The following is a 17,178-nucleotide window of genomic DNA, read 5'->3' on the forward strand; positions in this document are numbered from 1 at the left end:
ATGGCATTTATCACATCGCTTTATTAGAAAGATTCTGTCACACACCGTCTGCGTTGTTTTGAATAAGAAGCTTGGCCATTCGCCAATTCAACTCGAAAAACTCATTTTAAGTTGAGATTGGCGTAAAGTTTAGAATCTGTTGTATCTCGCTGAATAGAACAAAAGTGAAATCTAAAAATTTGGTAGATGGGCAATATCAGTCAGCAGCAATAATTCAGTTTAATTCGGAACAGTAATTACAAATTGATTCACGTGAACTCACATAAATAAAAACTGTCTTATTGAATAAAATGGTATATAAATTGCTCATGATAATAAAACATTATTGCAGGAGAGAAATGCTTCTGCATTCGCCGAAGGAGCAAGTTCCCAGGAAACTCTCAGGCAAAAGGACTGTGATAATGGATAAAAACTCTGGAGAGAAGTGTTCAATCACTCACCGAAGGGGAAGGTGCTCGCATTGATGTGCAATGCAGCGACCGAAGCTCTCAGGTACACATGACAGATGGGAAAAGACATCAATATAATCAAGGAGGTGTCTATGCGTCATGTCGTGGTGATTGGGGCGGGTATTACTGGGGTAACCACAGCGTATGAGCTTGTTTTGGCAGGCTATCAGGTGACTGTGGTAGATCGACATCTCTATCCGGCCATGGAGACATCTTTTGCCAATGGCGGCCAGCTTTCGGCCTGTAATGCCGAAGTATGGAACCAGAAAGCCACGGTACTCAAAGGTATCAAATGGATGTCTCAAAAAACTGCACCACTTTTGCTCAATCCTTCTTTTAGTGTGCATAAATATAGTTGGCTCATGGAATTTTTGGGAAATATCAAACATTATGAAGCCAATACCCGAGAGACTGTACGTTTGGCTTTATTGGCCAGAGCACGTTTGTATGAAATTGCCCAAACAGAACAGATTGATTTTGACCTGGAAAAACGCGGCATTTTACATTTTTATCATAACAAGACGGATTACGATGTCGCGATCAAGGTCAATGACCTGTTGTGTAGCGGCGGACTGGAGCGCAATGCCATTTCCAATGCGGAAATCAAGCAGATCGAACCTGCATTAACAGGCGATTACTATGCCGGATTTTACTGCCAGAGCGATGCGACCGGAGATATTCATAAATTCAGTACAGGACTGGCCAAAGCCTGCATGCAAAAAGGCGTGAAATTTGAATTTGGCCAAGATGTCTTTGCCGTCGATCATCAGGCTCAACATATTCGGGTGAAATGCAAACCCAGTACTGAAAATGTACATCATTTTACAGATGACATTCTGGAAATTAATGCAGATGCCATTGTGGTGTGTGCGGGTGTGGGCAGTTATCAATTGGCCGAGATTTTAGAGGAACGAGTCAATGTTTATCCGGTCAAAGGTTATTCAATTACCGTGCAGCTGAATGATGAACAGAGCCAAAACAATGCACCATGGGTCAGCTTGCTCGATGAAAGTGCCAAAATTGTCTTGTCACGTCTGGGTAAGGATCGTTTACGAGTCGCAGGAACCGCCGAGTTTAATGGCTATAACCGGGATATTCGTGCAGACCGGATTCAACCACTGATTGACTGGAGCAATCGTAACTTTGATCTGTGTACCGAGCATGTCGTACCTTGGGCTGGCTTACGCCCGATGATGCCAAATATGATGCCTGTGGTGCGCCGTGGTAAACATGAGCGGGTATTTTATAATACCGGCCATGGTCATCTGGGCTGGACCTTGTCGGCTGCAACGGCTGCACTGATTAGCAAGGAAATTGCTCAATACTATCCTGCTTAAATTGATGGCCCGCATGCGGGCTATTTTTTACATCAAATTTCTCATTTTATATAAGGTTAAGTTTTTAATATTTTTTAAATTGAATCAATCATATAAGCGATAAATCCCAGTAAAACGTTCACAACCTTTTTGTTGAGTGTTGACGGCTAGAATTGCTTTACTATAGTTAAACTCATAGCGGCAGTCATTTTCATTATCCATGATCTGTTCTTTTGCTGCAGGCGTGGTATAGGCTAAAAATGGAACAGTCTGCGTTTCGGCCCGGTTATTGGGATTGCGATAGGCCAGACCTTCAATCTTGATGCGGTCTTTAGTCAGTTGATGAATCTTGATATGCACAGGCTGTTTGGCCATTTGTCCCTGCTCGAACTTAATATAATGCTGAGTTAGGCTTTGATTCAGTGAAATATAGATATTTAAATCATCGAGGCGCCATTCAAACTGCTGTTTAAAACAATCTAGGGTTTTGCATTGCTGTAACCGATTTGCCCATAACTGTTGGGTGTCTTGCAATAAGCGAACGGGGGCATCAGTAATTAAAAAAGCGGTCAAGTATTGGTCAGCGAGTTTTTCCCGAGCTTCGGACAGCGCTACTGAGCAGACTTTATTCATGGCCGCTGTTTTTTTGCTGTCGTTGTTACACTCGAGTGGGTTCGCTGAACTACCCGCAGATATCATCCCCAGGCCGAGCATCAGGCCAATTATTTTCAACATATTTATATCAGTTTTCAGTAGCATGATCGCTTATACTTTCACTGTGTTACGCTTGGTCTAACTATAGCGAAATAGAAAGCAAGTGTACAAGATTTCAATGGGCTATTTCTAAAGGATGTATAAGGTGATCGCACAAATTCGTATTGGTCAGGGTCTGGATGTGCATGCATTTGAAGAAGGTGATTTTGTTACTTTGGCAGGCATTCAAATTCCGCATACGCACGGTCTGAAAGCACATTCGGATGGTGATGTGATTCTGCATGCACTATGTGATGCTTTGTTAGGTGCATTGGCGCTGGGAGATATTGGCCAGCATTTCCCGGATACAGATCCGGATTTTAAAGGTGCGGACAGCCGTGTATTGTTGAAGCATGTTTATCAGTTAATTCTGGATCGTGGCTATCAGCTGAACAATGCCGATATTACGGTCGCCTGTGAACGTCCGAAACTGGCCAAACACAATCTGGCAATGCGTCAAAGTATTGCGGATGTGTTGAGTGTCGATGTTACTCAAATCAGTATCAAAGCCACGACGACTGAACAGTTAGGTTTTACCGGTCGTCAGGAAGGCATCATGTGCATGGCAACCGTGCTATTGAGCCACAGCAAATAAGATCAGGCAAAATGATTCGGATTAATCAGGGATAATTCCAGTTCCTGAGTAGCTTTACGGCCTTGTAGTTGCAGGGCAACCGCATGCATGAGACCGGTCCAGGTTTCATTCGGTTCCCAGATTTGATGCAAATGCTCATGCGCCGTAGGCAAATCTATATCCATATAGTATTGACGATATAAATACATCAAACAGCTGACATGATAGTTTTGCAAACAATGCACCCAGACCATTTGCTCTTTCACCAGGTGATCGATCAGGTCCAGTACCAGCAGGCATTGATTGTCTGAAGGTGTTTCCCAGGAAATCGGAACCTGAATATAGTTCAGTCCCAGCTCAAGGCAAATTTTATCTTCATGTGGTAGATACTGTTCACTATCGGTTAATGCCACATTGATGACTGTAGATACACCATATTCTTTCATCAGCTTTAATTGGGCAGTGGTCGGTTGGCCGGAGCTAAACAGATGTTCGTGTATGAACTGAAAATTCTCAATCTGGCTTAATGCCGTTTCAATATCATTCATCAGATAAATTTTCCTTATTCTAGAAATGCAAACGCCATCTTGGCGATGGCGTTGGTCAGATCATTTAACGATTAGGTAAAATGTCTTTCAATGCCTCATGCATGTCGAGTAAAACTTTTTCAGTCGTTTCCCAGTCGATACAGCCATCCGTAACGGACTGACCGTATTCCATATCATTCAGGTTGGCCGGAATGTCCTGACGACCGCCCTTAAGATGACTTTCTACCATAATACCAACAATTGACTTGTTTCCATCAAGAATTTGTTCTGAAATGTTTTTAAGTACAAGTGGTTGCAGGTACGGGTCTTTGTTTGAGTTGGCGTGGCTGGCATCAATCATGATCTTGGTGCTGACTTTGGCCTTGGCCAACGCCGCTTCTGCATCTGCCACCGAGCCTGCATCGTAGTTCGGTTTGCCATTACCGCCACGCAGTACCACGTGAGCATAAGGGTTACCTGAAGTACGAATCACAGCCACCTGACCTTGATCGTTTAAACCAAGGAAGCTATGGCCATGTTTGACCGATTGCATCGCATTGGTTGCCACGGTTAAACCGCCGTCCGTCCCGTTTTTAAAGCCGACTGGTGAAGACAGACCTGAAGACATTTCACGATGCGTCTGGCTTTCAGTCGTACGTGCACCAATTGCAGACCATGAAATCAGGTCTTGATAATACTGCGGTGAGTTCGGATCAAGTGCTTCAGTGGCACATGGTAAACCTATTTCATTCAGTTCAAGTAACAGCTTACGACCGATACGCAGACCTTTTTCGATATTGAACGAGTCGTTCATATCCGGATCGTTGATCAGGCCTTTCCAGCCCACTGTGGTACGTGGTTTTTCAAAATAAACCCGCATCACGATGTATAAGCTGTCTTTAACTTTTTCGCTTAACGCTTTTAAGCGTTCAGCATATTCGTGTGCAGCCGCAGGATCATGAATAGAACAGGGGCCGATGACAACGAACAGGCGTTTGTCTTCACCATCCAGGATTTTACGAATCGTTTCACGACCATGCAGTACGGTTTGATAAGCAGTTTCAGTCAAAGGTAATTCTGCTTTAAGCTCAGCAGGGGTTACCAAAGGAATCATGCTGTGGATATTCACGTCATCAATATCTGATGCTGAAATGGGATTTGACTGTTGTGTATTCATTGCCGTCACTGGTTCGATCATACAAAAGGTTGTTTAATAGCCCGAATATAACATGAATGATGCGTCACTTTGTTATAAAAAAGATGAATACTTCTTTGAAAAAAAAGTGATGAATCGCATAGTTAAATTAAACGGACTGGGAATTCTGGCTCATGACGACCATCGCTGTTTCGGCAGGTTGAGCCGGTTTTGATTTTACAGGGTTAAGCATGAAATTCAGGCCGAGCCCAAATAAGGTAATGCCTAAAATTTTGCGAATCAGTTTTTCTGGCATCCGTGAACTGAGTAAAGTGCCGACAATAATCGCTGGAATAGAACCCACCAATAACCACATGAGCAGCATGAAATCGACATTGCCTGATGACATATGCCCCAAGCCTGCAACCAGCGTCAGTAACACCGCATGCACCACGTCTGAGCCAATGATACGAATCATCGGCAGATTCGGAAACATCACCACTAAAGCCATGATGCCAAATGCACCTGCACCGACTGAAGATAAGGTGACAAAAATACCCAAGATAACGCCCATAATCATGATGGCGATGCGCTTTTCCTTGGCTTGCAGTTTTACTTTTTCCAGATCCTGCGTCATATCTGGCAGTTCTTGTTTTCGGTATTTGTTGAAAAGATTTTCGATCTGGGTGCGAAACAGAATAGACAAGCCGGTAATGGTCAGCATAAAGCCCAATACCATGGTCAGGACGGCCTTGTAATGTGTCGATTGGCTTAAATAGTTGTCGAGTACCCAATGCGTGGCAAAAGATGCTGGAATACTGCCTACTGCCAGCCAGATCACAATTGGCCAGACAATATTCATTTTTTTGGCATGCACAAAAGAACCGCAGAATTTTGAAATCGCGGCATAGAGCAGATCCGTACCAATTGCAATGTGGGGTTCAATCCGGAATAGGCTGATCAGAATGGGTGTCATCAATGAGCCACCACCGACACCGGTTACTCCAACACAAAAACCTACCAACACACCTGCTAAAATAAACTCAATCGGACCAAACATGCATATATGCCAAAATCAAAAAACGTGGATATCTTATGACTTTTGGATATAAGTCGTTGTCTTGATTATTGATTTACTTATGCATAAAAAAGATAAAGCACTGGGCTTAAAATTAAATGAAGTTTCATGTTCATCCTCGCTATAGAAAATAACGTGAAAGACCGGTCACTTATTTTAAAGGACACTTTGATCTGCCTGAAAATGAAGATGAATCAGGAAAACAACTTCAATAGAAAAAATCATCAGGGAAGATTAAGAGTAGGCTAAGTAATTCTAAAGCATACCTTTCTTAAAATATAAGATGCTCACTGCTTATTCAGGCATAAACCCAGCTTTATGTTAGAATTACGATTAAATACAGTTCAATACGGATCTGAGAGGGAACTCACTTGCTAAATCGAAAACTAAAAATTGGAATCGTGGTCGGTGAGGTCTCTGGAGATACGCTTGGCGCAAAGTTGATTCGCCGTTTTCGTGAGCAAGGGATTGATGCCGAATTTGAAGGCATCGGTGGTCCACAAATGATCGCAGAAGGCTTTAAAAGCTATTATCCGATGGATGTTTTATCGGTGATGGGCATTGTTGAAGTTCTCAAGGATATTAAAAAACTCTTTGCTGTACGTGATGGGCTGGTCGAAACTTGGACTAAAAACCCTGTCGATATTTTTATTGGTATAGATGCACCTGATTTTAACCTGCGCCTGTCGAAAACCATTAAACAAAAACAGTTGCCGATGAAGACCGTGCAATATGTCAGTCCTTCGGTCTGGGCATGGCGTCAGGGACGTGTGCATGGTATTAAGGCCAACATTGATCTAGTGCTGTGTTTATTCCCATTCGAAAAAACCTTCTTTAAAAAATGGGATGTGCCAGCCGCTTTTGTGGGTCATCCTCTGGCCAGTCAGTTGCCGCTTGAAAATCCGATTATCGATGCTAAACAAGAACTGAATCTTGATCCGAATCAGAAGCATATTGCACTATTACCGGGAAGTCGCCGCGGTGAGATTGAACGTTTGGGGCCTTTGGTTCTGGATGCAGCCAAGATTCTGCATCAGAAATATCCGGACTATACTTTCCTGATTCCGGCAATTAATGAGGCGCGCAAGCAACAGATAGAACGCTTGCTGGTGACTTATCCTGAAAGTCTAAAGATTCAAATCCGCTTAATGGAAAACAGCGGTACCGAGTCAAAAATCGGCCGTCAGGTCATGAATGCATCCAATATTATTGCGCTGGCGTCAGGTACTGCGACATTGGAAGCGATGTTATTACATCGTCCGATGGTGACTTTCTATAAGCTGAATTGGTTGACTTATCATGTGGTGAAATTTCTCATCAAAATTCCTTATTATTCGCTACCAAATATCATTGCCGGCAAAAAAGTCATTCAGGAGCTGATTCAAGCCGATGCTACGCCTGAAAAGCTGGCGGCTGAAATTGAAAAACTGATGAATATTGAAACTGCACAAATTCAGGTGATGCAGCATATCACCATGCATAAGCAGCTATTGTCTGGTAATAGCGAAGACCCGGTCAAAGCCGTGCTCGCGCTAATCCAGTAATTTGACATTATTGTTCTGACAATTCAGCCGGTACTGGGTGGGCGTCTGTTCAAACTGTTTTTTAAAACTTTGACTGAAGGCCGTCTCGGATGAATAACCAACGCCATGTGCGATCTGCTGAATGCTAAATCCGCTATTTCGCAAATATTGTGCCGCCAGCCGAAGGCGATGCTGTTGCAAATAAGCCAGTGGCGGCTCACCGACAATCTGGGTAAAGAGCTGGGCAAATTTGGAACGTGACATATGACATTGCTCAGCCAGACTTTCTACGGTCCAGAACTGCTCAGGTTTGCCATGAATTGCAGCGAGTGCATTGGACAGTTCCGGATGCGAGAGCGCATTCAGCCAGCTCGAGGAATTTTCCAGATTTAAAATATAATCTCGCACACATTCAATCAGTAAAATACTGACCAGATGATCCAGAATCTTGTCACGTCCCGGCCGCATCTGCTGGGTTTCCAGCGCCAGAAACTGTAAACCGACCTGTAACCATTCCGGTGCGGTGTCGCCCAGAATATGCTGAATATGCAGGTATTTAGGTAAGGCACTTAGCAGAGGCTTTGCCATCTGCATATCCAGGCTGGAACGAATAGCCAGTATGAAACTATGCTCCGCCGAATTTTCCCGATTGAGATCAACACATTGCTGTGCATTGCTCTGAAAATAAGGATTAATCGCATGGTGCTCAGAAAAATCGGCATTGTCTGGGCAGGAAACATGATGGGCGGAACCAGCGGGTAATAGCACCAGATCACCTTGTTGTAGCTCGAGCAGATCACCATTCATGAACTTTAATTGCGCCTGTCCTTGTAATAGGATATAGGCCAACATAAAGGGTTCATGCTGATAGTCAAAGCCGCCCGGATGAAACACATTCAGATAAAGATATTCTGATTTTTCCAGATGAATATCATCAAAAATTTTACTTAAAGCATCCATGCCTAACTCTATTCTTCTGTTTTATTTCATTTAATTGACTATAAATTTTTTAACTTTGTGATTTTAGGCCAGAATTTGGCAGCATGTGCCAAAGACGCTGACATAGCTTTTCTGGACGTTGAATACTGTTCGCTACTGCTGAAATATTCAACTATAAGTGCAGAGTAACATAAAAAAGGAAGGTCGCAATGAATGCCCCTGCACAAATCCAGAAAGCGCAGTTTACGCAGGAAGCGTACGCACCAAAAGGTGTAAAGCTGGATAAAAAACGTTTTGGCTGGTTGCTCAGCCCAGGTCTGCCTGTGATCGGAATGGGAATTCTGGCCGGTTATCATTTTGGTCCCAAAGCCACTCAAAAAATCTTTGCGATGGGCGGGCCTTTATTACTGCATGTGATTATTCCGACATTAGATGCCCTGATTGGCGATGATGCCAATAATCCAAATGATGAGCAGATCAAGGCACTGGTTAACGATCCTTATTATGACCGCATTGTAAAAGCATTTATTCCCTTGCAAATGGCAGCCAATGCCTTTGCTGGCTATGTCGTAAGCCGACCAAATGTGTCTTTGCTGGATCAGGTACTGCTTGGAATTTCTATGGGTGCGATTAATGGTGTGGGCGTAAATACCGCACATGAACTCAGCCATCGTCCGCAGAAAAAAGACCATTACTGGTCTCATGCCAGCCTGATGCCTTTGGGCTATAACCATTTCCGGATTGAACATCCTTATGGACACCATAAACGGGTAGCCACGCCTGAAGATCCGGCATCTTCGAAAATGGGTGAATCTTTTTACCGCTTCTGGCCACGTACCGTAATAGGCGGATTAAAATCTGCAATCCAGATTGAAAAAAGACGGCTCGAGCGTAAGGGACTGAAATTCTTTAGTCAGGAAAATGAACTGTTTCATGGTTGGGCCATGAGTGCCGGCTATCATACCTTGATGCTAAAGGCGTATGGCAAGAAAATTATTCCTTATACACTGACACAGGCATTTTATGGCGTCAGCCTGTTTGAGATTGTGAATTATATCGAGCACTACGGACTAAAACGCGGACAGAAAGCGGATGGCAGTTATGAGCGAACCTTGCCGGAACATAGCTGGAATAACAACAATATCGTGACCAATCTGTTTTTGTATCAGTTACAACGCCATTCCGATCATCATGCCTTTCCAAGCCGGCCATTTCAGGCGCTACGGCATTTTGATGAAGCGCCAGAATTACCGAGCGGTTATGCGACCATGTTGATTCCAGCCCTGATTCCACCTTTATGGTACAAAATCATGGATCAGCGAGTCTATCAGCATTATCAGGGCGATTTAAGCAAGGCCAATATCTTGCCTTCCAAGCGTGCCAAGCTTTTAAAAAAATTTGGTGTAAAAGACTCTGCAGCTTAATGAATTAAAAAATAAAAATGCGCCGATAAAGGCGCATTTTTTGATGAATTCTGCCTAGAACCAGTCGCCTTGCATATTCAGGCAAGTATCATCCAGATTCATCAGTAATTTGGCCTGATGTTCAATTTCAGGGAGTTCCCAGCGAATAAAATATTGAGCTGCCTGAATTTTCCCTGCCAGAAAAGTCTGATCTTCTGCCTGCGAAGATGTGCCAAACTTGAGTTGAGCCTGATTTGCCATTTCCAGCCATAGCCAGGATAGGATGGTTTTGCCCATCATATCCAGATACAGGCCTGAATTGGCCAAAGCTTCACTGACTTTGCCTTGATGTAGGGCCTGACCTAAAACCTGAGTAGTTTTTTGTACAGTGGCAAGGTGCTGTTTATATATCTCTGCCAGTTCCACTATCTCAGGTTCATGAATCTCTGACAAGGTCTTCTGGATGCGCTGCATGAGCAGATTTAGCCCTTTGCCATTATGCTGCCAGAGTTTACGTCCCAGCAGATCCAGAGATTGAATGCCGTAAGTTCCTTCATGAATCGGATTGAGCCGGTTATCACGGTAACATTGCTCCACCGGATATTCACGGGTATAACCCGCGCCGCCCAAGACTTGAATGGCCAGATCATTGGCTTTCGGACCATAGGCGGAAGGGAAGGATTTCACCACCGGTGTGATCAGATCCAGCAAGAGGGCACTGTTCTCATCATGTGCTGCCTGATGTTCATCAATCAGACGCGCCGCAAATAAACACAGGGCCAGTGATCCTTCGACATAAGCTTTTTGTGCCAGCAGCATACGTTTGACATCACTATGCTCAATAATATTGACCGGTTTGGAATCAGGCGATTTTTCATGTGCAAGACGACCTTGCGGACGGTTTTTGGCATAGTTTAAGGATTCCAGATAACCGCGATAGCCAATCATGGCTGCGCCCAAGCCTACGCCGACACGCGCCTCATTCATCATTTTAAACATATATTTTAAGCCATGACCTGCTTCACCAATCAAATAGCCTAAGCAAGCATCATTTTCGCCAAAGCTTAAAACCGTTGAAGTCGTTCCTCTATAACCCATTTTGTGCAGTAAACCAGCCAGCTGTACATCATTGGATTCACCTATAGAGCCATCTGGATTGGTTTTAAATTTCGGCACAATGAACAGGGAAATACCTTTGACCCCTTGCGGTGCATCCTGAATCCGCGCCAGAACCAGATGAATAATATTTTCGGTAATATCCTGATCACCACCAGAAATAAACATTTTCTGGCCTTTAATGTTATAAGTTCCATCTGCCAGAGGAATAGCTTTGGTCGTTAGATCACCCAGAGAAGAACCGACATTCGGCTCGGTCATGGCCATAGTGCCGGCAAAGCGGCCGCTCAACATATGCGGTAAAAATAGCTGTTTTTGTTCTGGTGAAGCAAAGGCTTGAATCAGATTTGCCGCCGCCGCAGTCAGAAAAGAATAGGCAACAGTTGAAGGATTGGCCGCCATAAAATAGGCATTGCAGGCCATATTTAATAAAGTCGGGAGTTGCATACCGCCATGTTCATAATCATGCTGGGCACAGAGCAGGCCGGCCTCGGCAAACTGCTGCCACGCCGTTTTGACTTCAGCAATGGTTTTGACCTGCTTCCCATCAAAGCTCGGTTCATGCTGATCGGCTTTGGCATTATGCGGGGCAAAGTAATCGGTCGCGATACCCTTGGCTGTATCTAAAATACTGTCAAAGGTATTTTTATCATGCTCCTGATAACGTTCCAGTTTTGTCAGAGCTTCAAGTTTGAATACGTCATAAAGCTGGAAATGAAGATCTTTATCATTAATCAGTTGGGTCACGGTACTATCCTGAGTGTGCAATCCTTGAGATAGCATCAAGACTAGCAGTTGCTTTTATTGAGGAGGATTGTCAATAATGACATGAATCGGGTGAAAAGTGACAAATAGAAAAATATGCAACAGGTGGTGATTTTAGGCTTTGATGGGGCTCTGGCTTCAGCCATTACGGGCGTGGTCGATTTATTTGCCATGGCTGGCGTAAGCTGGAACCGGATTCAGCAGCAGGATGTACAACGCCTGTTTAAGGTCAGTATCGCCAGTCCAGATGGACACCCGATTCGTTGTATTAATGGTCTGGAATTACAGGTACATTGTTCCTATCAAGAGATTCAAACCGCAGATATTGTGGTGGTGCCCACCATCGCTGCACCGATTCAGGATGTATTGCAACAGAATCCAGAACTGATTCATTTTTTAAAATCTGCACATGCAGATGCGACTTTAATTGCCGGAAACTGCACCGGGAATTTTTTTCTGGCAGAAGCCGGTATTTTAGATAATCGCGTGGCAACGACGCATTGGGGCTTTCAAGATATTTTCCGGAAGCATTATCCGCAAGTCAAATTGAATGCCGATCTGATGATTAGCCGCGACCAGAATATCTATTGTGCGGGTGGAGGCCTGGCCTGGTTCGACCTAGGCTTACATCTGATTGAACGCTTTTATGGCTTTGAGGTGGCCATGCAATCGGCCAAATCTTTTGTGATTGATTACCGCCGAGATAGCCAGTTGTCTTATTCATTGCTGAATATTGGCCAGCCGCACCATGATGAACTGGTACAAAAAATCCAGAACTGGCTAGAGCAGCATTTTCATGAAGATTTTAGTTTGAACGAGCTGGCAGAGCAGTTTAATGTGACCGGCCGAACCCTGATTCGACGCTTTAAACAAGCCTTAGACATACCGCCCAATCAGTATCTACAAGCGATCCGGATTGAAGCCGCACGTAAACGACTGGAAGAAACCGATCAAGCTGTGGATGTGATTATGCAAAATATTGGTTATCAGGACCCAAGTTCATTTCGCCGTTTATTTCATAGAAAAACTGGCTTGACGCCGTTGGAATATCGGCGCCGCTTTAGCCGTCGCTTTTAGAAGTGTTTAATAAGAAGGTTGTATTTCCCCCGCTTTACGGCCATGCAACAGGTAATACCAGATCAGACAGCTGATGGTCAGTACAGCAGAGTACAGGTAAAGTTGACGATAACCGATCTGATCCAGAAGCATGCCGAGGAAATAAGGTCCAAAACCCAAACCTGCATCTAGCGCAATAAAGAAGGTTGAAGTCGCCAGCCCCATACGCTGCAAACTGGTACTTTTTACCGCAATGGTCTGACAGACGGACTGGAGATTACCAAAGCCAAAACCAAGCAGTGCGGCGCTGGCCAATAACATCGTAGCATTATGGGCCTGACTGAGTAATAAAATTCCTAAGGCCATAATCACAATGGCCGGATAGATGATGATGTTTTCACCTTTACGATCCATTAGCGGGCCGGTAAATGGACGTGAAAGCAAAATCGCAATGGCATACATCAGAAAGAAAAAAGAAGCCGTTTCGACTAAATTAATCTCTTTGGCATAGAAATGAATAAAAGATAAGACGCCGGAATAGCAGGTTGCCACAATCAGAACAATCATCGAAATCGGCAAAGCCTTGGGTTCAATATATTGCGCCAGTCTGCTAGATGATTGATTTTCTATATGATTGACTGGATTCGTTATTTTAATCTGTGGCGGCTGAATAAACAGGCTGCAAATCAGGCAGCTGAGTGCGACTACACTGGTAAAAACAAAAATCACCTGATAGTTAAAATTTGACATTAGCCAGATGCCTAAGAAGGGGCCAATCGCTGTGCCAAGTGTGCTGCTCATACTAAAATAACCAATGCCTTCACCACGTCGAGTCGCAGGAATGGTCTGGGCAATCACGGTGCCTAATACCGTTGAGGCCACACCCATCATAAAACCGTGCATCAGACGGATGCCCAGTAAAATTTCCAGCTTGGCCGGAATCAGATAGAGGCCAGAAAAAAGCAGAAAACCTGTCAGACCGGCCACAAGCGTAATTTTTAGGCCCAAACGGTTTAGCAGTTTCCCGATAATAAGACGGCCGAATAAGGTACCGACAATAAACAAGCCAGAAACCAGCCCTGCCTGTGCCGTGGTTGCACCTAATTCTGCTACCGAGTAGCCGACAATCACAATCACCAGCAAATAAAACACCAGCACCAACTGGAAATTCACCAGACTGATCAAAATAAAATTGGGAGTCCATAAAGGCGTTTGTTCTTGGCTCATTAAAGTCGATCCTGCGAAGCGGGTTGTAACTGCTGAATGAGCTGCATCAAGATATTTTTACTACTTTCAATATCATCTGAGGCAATTTGCTCAAGCAACTGCTTTTCAAATGCCTCAATCTGTGTGGAACCCAGGGCAAAAGTCTCGACTCCTTGCTCACTCAGTGTGAATAGCTTCTGACGCTTGTCTGCAGTTTCGAGTTGGCTAATTAGACCGAGTTCCACTAAATTCTGGATACGTTTACTGATGCTGGGTTTAGATACGTTCAAATAATGAGAAATATCCATCAGGGTACATTGCTGATGCGTCTGAATCACATACAGCACTTGCCATAAGGAATAATTTAACTGTGAAGATAATAAAATCGTATTTATTTCATCACTGAGTAACCGTGCACAACGTAATAACAAGGCGCGAAATGGAAGAGAGGCAGAAGGCATATAGTTAACCTGGCTAACTAATTTAGAGCCAATTTACGCCTATTTGGGGGATTACACAAGTGGTCACCGTTCAATTAAATATTCACTTGCATATTTAATTAAATAGCGCTTACACATTGTTAACTTGAGTAAAAAATAACCGACAAAAGTCTACATATTGCCAAGCCAAATTAAGCCTAAGCTAAGACCAAGAAAAAACACTTCACTAATAAATCTAAGCAAGGCTCCTACAAATAATTATATATAGGTGAAATGTATGACCCTGGGTTTAACCGCATTAGAGTTAGCGCGAATACAATTCGCCTTTACTGTCTCTTTTCATATTATTTTTCCTGCAATCTCAATCGGATTGGCCAGCTTTTTGGCGATTCTGGAATGGCGCTGGCTCAAAACCCAAGACCCGATTTATCGGGATCTGTTTAAGTTTTGGGTGAAAATCTTCGCTGTAGCATTTGGGATGGGCGTGGTCTCTGGCGTGGTCATGAGCTATCAGTTCGGCACCAACTGGAGTGAATTCTCCCGGATTGCAGGTGGCGTGACTGGCCCATTACTGGCCTATGAAGTTCTTACCGCCTTTTTTCTGGAAGCGGGCTTTTTGGGAATTATGCTCTTCGGCTGGGGACGGGTGGGGCCACGTGCACACTTTTTCTCGACCTTGATGGTCGCGGTAGGCACCTGTATCTCGATGTTCTGGATTTTATCCTCCAATAGCTGGATGCAAACGCCGCAAGGCTTTGCCATCGAAAATGGTCTGTTTGTCCCCAAAGACTGGATCGCCATCGTATTTAACCCGTCATTTCCCTACCGTTTGGCGCATATGGCCATTGCTGCCTTTTTGGTTTCTGCATTGCTGGTGGCAGCCACAGCAGCCTGGCATCTTATTCAGGGCCGTCGTGATGCCTTGGTCAAAACTTCATTTTCCATGGCAATGTGGCTGATTCTGGCACTTGCGCCGCTACAGGTTTTGGTGGGTGATGTACATGGTCTAAATACGCTTGAACATCAACCCGCCAAACTGGCGGCAATGGAAGGTCATTGGGAAACCAATCATGATGGCGGCATGCCTTTATATCTGTTTGGACTGCCAGATATGCAGGCTGAGGAAACCAAATATGCCATCGCCATTCCTAATCTGGGCAGCTTGATCCTGACACATTCCATGGACGGCACTGTTACCGGCTTAAAGGATTTTGTACCTGAAGACCGTCCTAATTCGGCAATCGTGTTCTGGAGTTTTCGGATCATGGTCGGGCTAGGAATGTTGATGCTACTGCTGGCAATCTGGGGGGCATGGTCACGTAAAAAAGGTCGCTTTTATGAATCCCGAGGATTACATCGGTTTGCCCTGATTATGGGGCCTTCCGGTTTTATTGCCATGCTGGCTGGGTGGTTTACGACGGAGGTTGGCCGTCAACCCTGGGTGGTCTATGGCATCATGCGTACCAAAGATGCCCTATCGCCGGTATCGGCAGAGCAGGTAGGCTTGACCCTGATTATCTTTGTCGTGGTCTACTGTGTGGTCTTTGGCGCCGGTATTTATTATATGTTGCGACTCATGCACAAAGGCCCGGAATTTATTCATTCTACACCCCCACATGAAATTGATAGTGACGTAATTCAGGCATCTCGCCGGCCATTGAGCAGTATTCGCGAGAGTATTGAGGATGGGGCCGATAATGCAGATCAGGAGAATAAAAAATGATTGATTTGTCATTGATTTGGGTGGTGATCATCGCCGTTGGTGTCCTGATCTATGTCATTCTGGATGGTTTTGATCTGGGCATTGGCATTCTATTTCCGTTTTTTCCGCATCAGGATGACCGTGATGTGATGATGAATACTGTTGCGCCTGTCTGGGATGGCAATGAAACCTGGATGGTATTGGGTGGCGCAGGTTTATTTGCAGCATTTCCGCTGGTCTATTCCACCGTATTATCTGCACTGTATATGCCGATCATCCTGATGGTGATTGCGCTGATCTTCCGTGGTGTTGCTTTTGAATTCCGTTTTAAGGCCAATCGCAGTAAACATTGGTGGGACAAAGCCTTTATTGGTGGTTCTGCGCTGACCAGCTTCCTGCAAGGGGTGATTTTAGGCGCTTATATTCAGGGAATTGAAACCCGAAATGGCATTTATGCGGGCGGCGGGCTGGACTGGTTGACACCATTTAGCCTGTTTACCGGTCTGAGTGTCATGGTGCTGTATGCTGCCTTAGGCTGTGGCTGGCTGATTTTTAGAACGGCCGATCAGTTACAAGACCGTATGTATCAGCTAATGCCAAAAATGATTATCGCCTTATTGATTATCCTGGGCGCTGTCAGTATTTATACGCCGCTGACTCATCCGCAGATTGCGGAACGCTGGTTTAGTCAGCCACAATTTATGTATCTCATGCCCGTGCCGATCTTAGTCCTGTTATTTACCTGGCTGGCTTTACGTGCCTGCAAACAACGTAAGGAACTTAGCCCATTCATGTACATGCTGGTGCTGGTTTTTCTGGCCTATACCGGATTTCTGATCAGTCTCTGGCCTTATATCATTCCACCGTCATTGACCATCTGGGAGGCGGCAGCGCCAGAAAGTAGTCAATTATTTACCTTAATTGGTGCTTTATTACTTATTCCAATCATTCTGATTTATACCGGCGTGTCGTACTGGGTATTCCGCCATAAAGTGCGGGTCGGGGATGATGGCTATCATTAAGGAGCAACAATGAAAGGGAAGCAGATATTATGGTTTGTGGGCCTATGGATTTTAGGCTTCGTTACTCTGGCTTTAATTGCAGGCGCATTCAGGTTTTTTGTCCATCTGGCGTATTAATTTAAAAATTAAAAAGTGATCTGGCGAGCCGGATCACTTTTTAATAGCGAAGAGAAA

The 17,178-nt window shown here is 44.4% G+C and carries 16 protein-coding genes, 1 pseudogene and 1 riboswitch; of the genes and pseudogenes, 9 read left to right on the forward strand and 8 right to left on the reverse strand.

The window, feature by feature from the left end; genetic code table 11:
* Together FTV29_RS09170 and FTV29_RS09175 are read left to right on the forward strand one after the other, a co-directional pair.
* A pseudogene (locus FTV29_RS09170) lies at window positions 1-115 on the forward strand (IS982 family transposase); the annotation flags it as partial.
* A 203-nt stretch (window positions 116-318) separates the two neighbouring features.
* A riboswitch (glycine riboswitch) is annotated at window positions 319-406 on the forward strand.
* Between the two features lie 135 nt (window positions 407-541).
* Window positions 542-1,786: a D-amino acid dehydrogenase gene (locus tag FTV29_RS09175; RefSeq protein ID WP_180075400.1), complete on the forward strand. Its 1,245-nt coding sequence runs from the start codon at window positions 542-544 to the stop codon at window positions 1,784-1,786.
* 84 nt (window positions 1,787-1,870) lie between these two features.
* On the opposite strand, the gene FTV29_RS09180 is transcribed toward FTV29_RS09175, so the two are convergent.
* On the reverse strand, window positions 1,871-2,524 hold the full coding sequence (locus tag FTV29_RS09180) for a hypothetical protein (protein ID WP_100357638.1): 654 nt from the start codon (window positions 2,522-2,524) through the stop codon (window positions 1,871-1,873).
* A 100-nt stretch (window positions 2,525-2,624) separates the two neighbouring features.
* On the opposite strand from FTV29_RS09180, the gene ispF reads away from it, so the two are divergent.
* Window positions 2,625-3,113, forward strand: coding sequence for a 2-C-methyl-D-erythritol 2,4-cyclodiphosphate synthase (gene ispF / locus FTV29_RS09185; RefSeq protein ID WP_180075401.1), 489 nt, complete (start codon window positions 2,625-2,627; stop codon window positions 3,111-3,113).
* A gap of 2 nt (window positions 3,114-3,115) precedes the next feature.
* Here the strand turns inward: ispF and FTV29_RS09190 are convergent, their stop codons facing one another.
* The 3 genes from FTV29_RS09190 to FTV29_RS09200 form a co-directional block, all read right to left on the reverse strand.
* The gene (locus tag FTV29_RS09190) at window positions 3,116-3,640 is read right to left on the reverse strand and encodes a protein tyrosine phosphatase family protein (protein WP_180072762.1); all 525 of its coding nucleotides are present in this window, start codon (window positions 3,638-3,640) and stop codon (window positions 3,116-3,118) included.
* 64 nt (window positions 3,641-3,704) lie between these two features.
* The gene (locus FTV29_RS09195; protein WP_180049316.1) at window positions 3,705-4,796 is read right to left on the reverse strand and encodes a 3-deoxy-7-phosphoheptulonate synthase; all 1,092 of its coding nucleotides are present in this window, start codon (window positions 4,794-4,796) and stop codon (window positions 3,705-3,707) included.
* Between the two features lie 127 nt (window positions 4,797-4,923).
* On the reverse strand, window positions 4,924-5,814 hold the full coding sequence (locus FTV29_RS09200) for a sulfite exporter TauE/SafE family protein (protein ID WP_005097034.1): 891 nt from the start codon (window positions 5,812-5,814) through the stop codon (window positions 4,924-4,926).
* Window positions 5,815-6,203: 389 nt separating this feature from the next.
* Between FTV29_RS09200 and lpxB the strand changes: the two genes are divergently transcribed.
* Window positions 6,204-7,376 (forward strand): lipid-A-disaccharide synthase, encoded by a 1,173-nt coding sequence (gene lpxB / locus FTV29_RS09205; RefSeq protein WP_180001439.1) that lies wholly within the window; start codon window positions 6,204-6,206, stop codon window positions 7,374-7,376.
* Here the strand turns inward: lpxB and FTV29_RS09210 are convergent.
* Window positions 7,365-8,315, reverse strand: a complete 951-nt coding sequence (locus FTV29_RS09210; protein WP_100328572.1) for an AraC family transcriptional regulator — start codon at window positions 8,313-8,315, stop codon at window positions 7,365-7,367. The two genes, lpxB and FTV29_RS09210, sit on opposite strands and share 12 nt — an antisense overlap.
* 188 nt (window positions 8,316-8,503) lie before the next feature.
* On the opposite strand from FTV29_RS09210, the gene FTV29_RS09215 reads away from it, so the two are divergent.
* Window positions 8,504-9,718 (forward strand): alkane 1-monooxygenase, encoded by a 1,215-nt coding sequence (locus tag FTV29_RS09215; RefSeq protein ID WP_180075402.1) that lies wholly within the window; start codon window positions 8,504-8,506, stop codon window positions 9,716-9,718.
* A 54-nt stretch (window positions 9,719-9,772) separates the two neighbouring features.
* Here FTV29_RS09215 and FTV29_RS09220 read toward each other — a convergent pair whose 3' ends face one another.
* Entirely contained in the window at window positions 9,773-11,596 is a 1,824-nt protein-coding gene (locus FTV29_RS09220) for an acyl-CoA dehydrogenase (RefSeq protein ID WP_180075403.1), read from the reverse strand.
* Between the two features lie 78 nt (window positions 11,597-11,674).
* On the opposite strand from FTV29_RS09220, the gene FTV29_RS09225 reads away from it, so the two are divergent.
* The gene (locus FTV29_RS09225) at window positions 11,675-12,655 is read left to right on the forward strand and encodes a GlxA family transcriptional regulator (RefSeq protein WP_180001442.1); all 981 of its coding nucleotides are present in this window, start codon (window positions 11,675-11,677) and stop codon (window positions 12,653-12,655) included.
* Between the two features lie 6 nt (window positions 12,656-12,661).
* Here FTV29_RS09225 and FTV29_RS09230 read toward each other — a convergent pair whose 3' ends face one another.
* Window positions 12,662-13,861, reverse strand: coding sequence for an MFS transporter (locus FTV29_RS09230; protein WP_005097026.1), 1,200 nt, complete (start codon window positions 13,859-13,861; stop codon window positions 12,662-12,664).
* On the reverse strand, window positions 13,861-14,301 hold the full coding sequence (locus tag FTV29_RS09235; protein WP_005170722.1) for a MarR family winged helix-turn-helix transcriptional regulator: 441 nt from the start codon (window positions 14,299-14,301) through the stop codon (window positions 13,861-13,863). The genes FTV29_RS09230 and FTV29_RS09235 overlap by 1 nt, the downstream gene beginning before the upstream one ends.
* A 256-nt stretch (window positions 14,302-14,557) precedes the next feature.
* Here FTV29_RS09235 and FTV29_RS09240 point away from each other — a divergent pair, with 256 nt between their 5' ends.
* From FTV29_RS09240 to FTV29_RS15145, 3 genes are read left to right on the forward strand one after another with little or no spacing between them, the layout of a single operon-like run.
* On the forward strand, window positions 14,558-16,003 hold the full coding sequence (locus tag FTV29_RS09240; protein ID WP_005097024.1) for a cytochrome ubiquinol oxidase subunit I: 1,446 nt from the start codon (window positions 14,558-14,560) through the stop codon (window positions 16,001-16,003).
* Window positions 16,000-17,004, forward strand: coding sequence for a cytochrome d ubiquinol oxidase subunit II (cydB, locus tag FTV29_RS09245; protein ID WP_180075404.1), 1,005 nt, complete (start codon window positions 16,000-16,002; stop codon window positions 17,002-17,004). Before FTV29_RS09240 ends, cydB begins: the two co-directional genes overlap by 4 nt.
* 9 nt (window positions 17,005-17,013) lie before the next feature.
* On the forward strand, window positions 17,014-17,121 hold the full coding sequence (locus FTV29_RS15145; protein ID WP_100328576.1) for a DUF2474 domain-containing protein: 108 nt from the start codon (window positions 17,014-17,016) through the stop codon (window positions 17,119-17,121).
* The last annotated feature ends 57 nt before the right edge of the window (window positions 17,122-17,178 follow it).

Source organism: Acinetobacter sp. YH12254, from assembly GCF_013417415.1.
Taxonomy (GTDB): Bacteria; Pseudomonadota; Gammaproteobacteria; order Pseudomonadales; family Moraxellaceae; genus Acinetobacter; species Acinetobacter pseudolwoffii.

Excerpts from the sequence above, each read along its gene's own strand:
- FTV29_RS09200 (WP_005097034.1), bottom strand. The coding sequence starts at position 5,814 with ATGTTTGGTCCGATTGAGTTTATTTTAGCAGGTGTGTTGGTAGGTTTT.
- FTV29_RS09225 (WP_180001442.1), top strand. The coding sequence starts at position 11,675 with ATGCAACAGGTGGTGATTTTAGGCTTTGATGGGGCTCTGGCTTCAGCC.
- cydB (WP_180075404.1), top strand. The coding sequence starts at position 16,000 with ATGATTGATTTGTCATTGATTTGGGTGGTGATCATCGCCGTTGGTGTC.
- FTV29_RS09230 (WP_005097026.1), bottom strand. The coding sequence starts at position 13,861 with ATGAGCCAAGAACAAACGCCTTTATGGACTCCCAATTTTATTTTGATC.
- FTV29_RS15145 (WP_100328576.1), top strand. The coding sequence starts at position 17,014 with ATGAAAGGGAAGCAGATATTATGGTTTGTGGGCCTATGGATTTTAGGC.
- FTV29_RS09235 (WP_005170722.1), bottom strand. The coding sequence starts at position 14,301 with ATGCCTTCTGCCTCTCTTCCATTTCGCGCCTTGTTATTACGTTGTGCA.
- FTV29_RS09195 (WP_180049316.1), bottom strand. The coding sequence starts at position 4,796 with ATGAATACACAACAGTCAAATCCCATTTCAGCATCAGATATTGATGAC.
- FTV29_RS09180 (WP_100357638.1), bottom strand. The coding sequence starts at position 2,524 with ATGCTACTGAAAACTGATATAAATATGTTGAAAATAATTGGCCTGATG.
- FTV29_RS09210 (WP_100328572.1), bottom strand. The coding sequence starts at position 8,315 with ATGGATGCTTTAAGTAAAATTTTTGATGATATTCATCTGGAAAAATCA.
- FTV29_RS09190 (WP_180072762.1), bottom strand. The coding sequence starts at position 3,640 with ATGAATGATATTGAAACGGCATTAAGCCAGATTGAGAATTTTCAGTTC.
- FTV29_RS09240 (WP_005097024.1), top strand. The coding sequence starts at position 14,558 with ATGACCCTGGGTTTAACCGCATTAGAGTTAGCGCGAATACAATTCGCC.
- FTV29_RS09220 (WP_180075403.1), bottom strand. The coding sequence starts at position 11,596 with ATGCTATCTCAAGGATTGCACACTCAGGATAGTACCGTGACCCAACTG.
- FTV29_RS09175 (WP_180075400.1), top strand. The coding sequence starts at position 542 with ATGCGTCATGTCGTGGTGATTGGGGCGGGTATTACTGGGGTAACCACA.
- FTV29_RS09215 (WP_180075402.1), top strand. The coding sequence starts at position 8,504 with ATGAATGCCCCTGCACAAATCCAGAAAGCGCAGTTTACGCAGGAAGCG.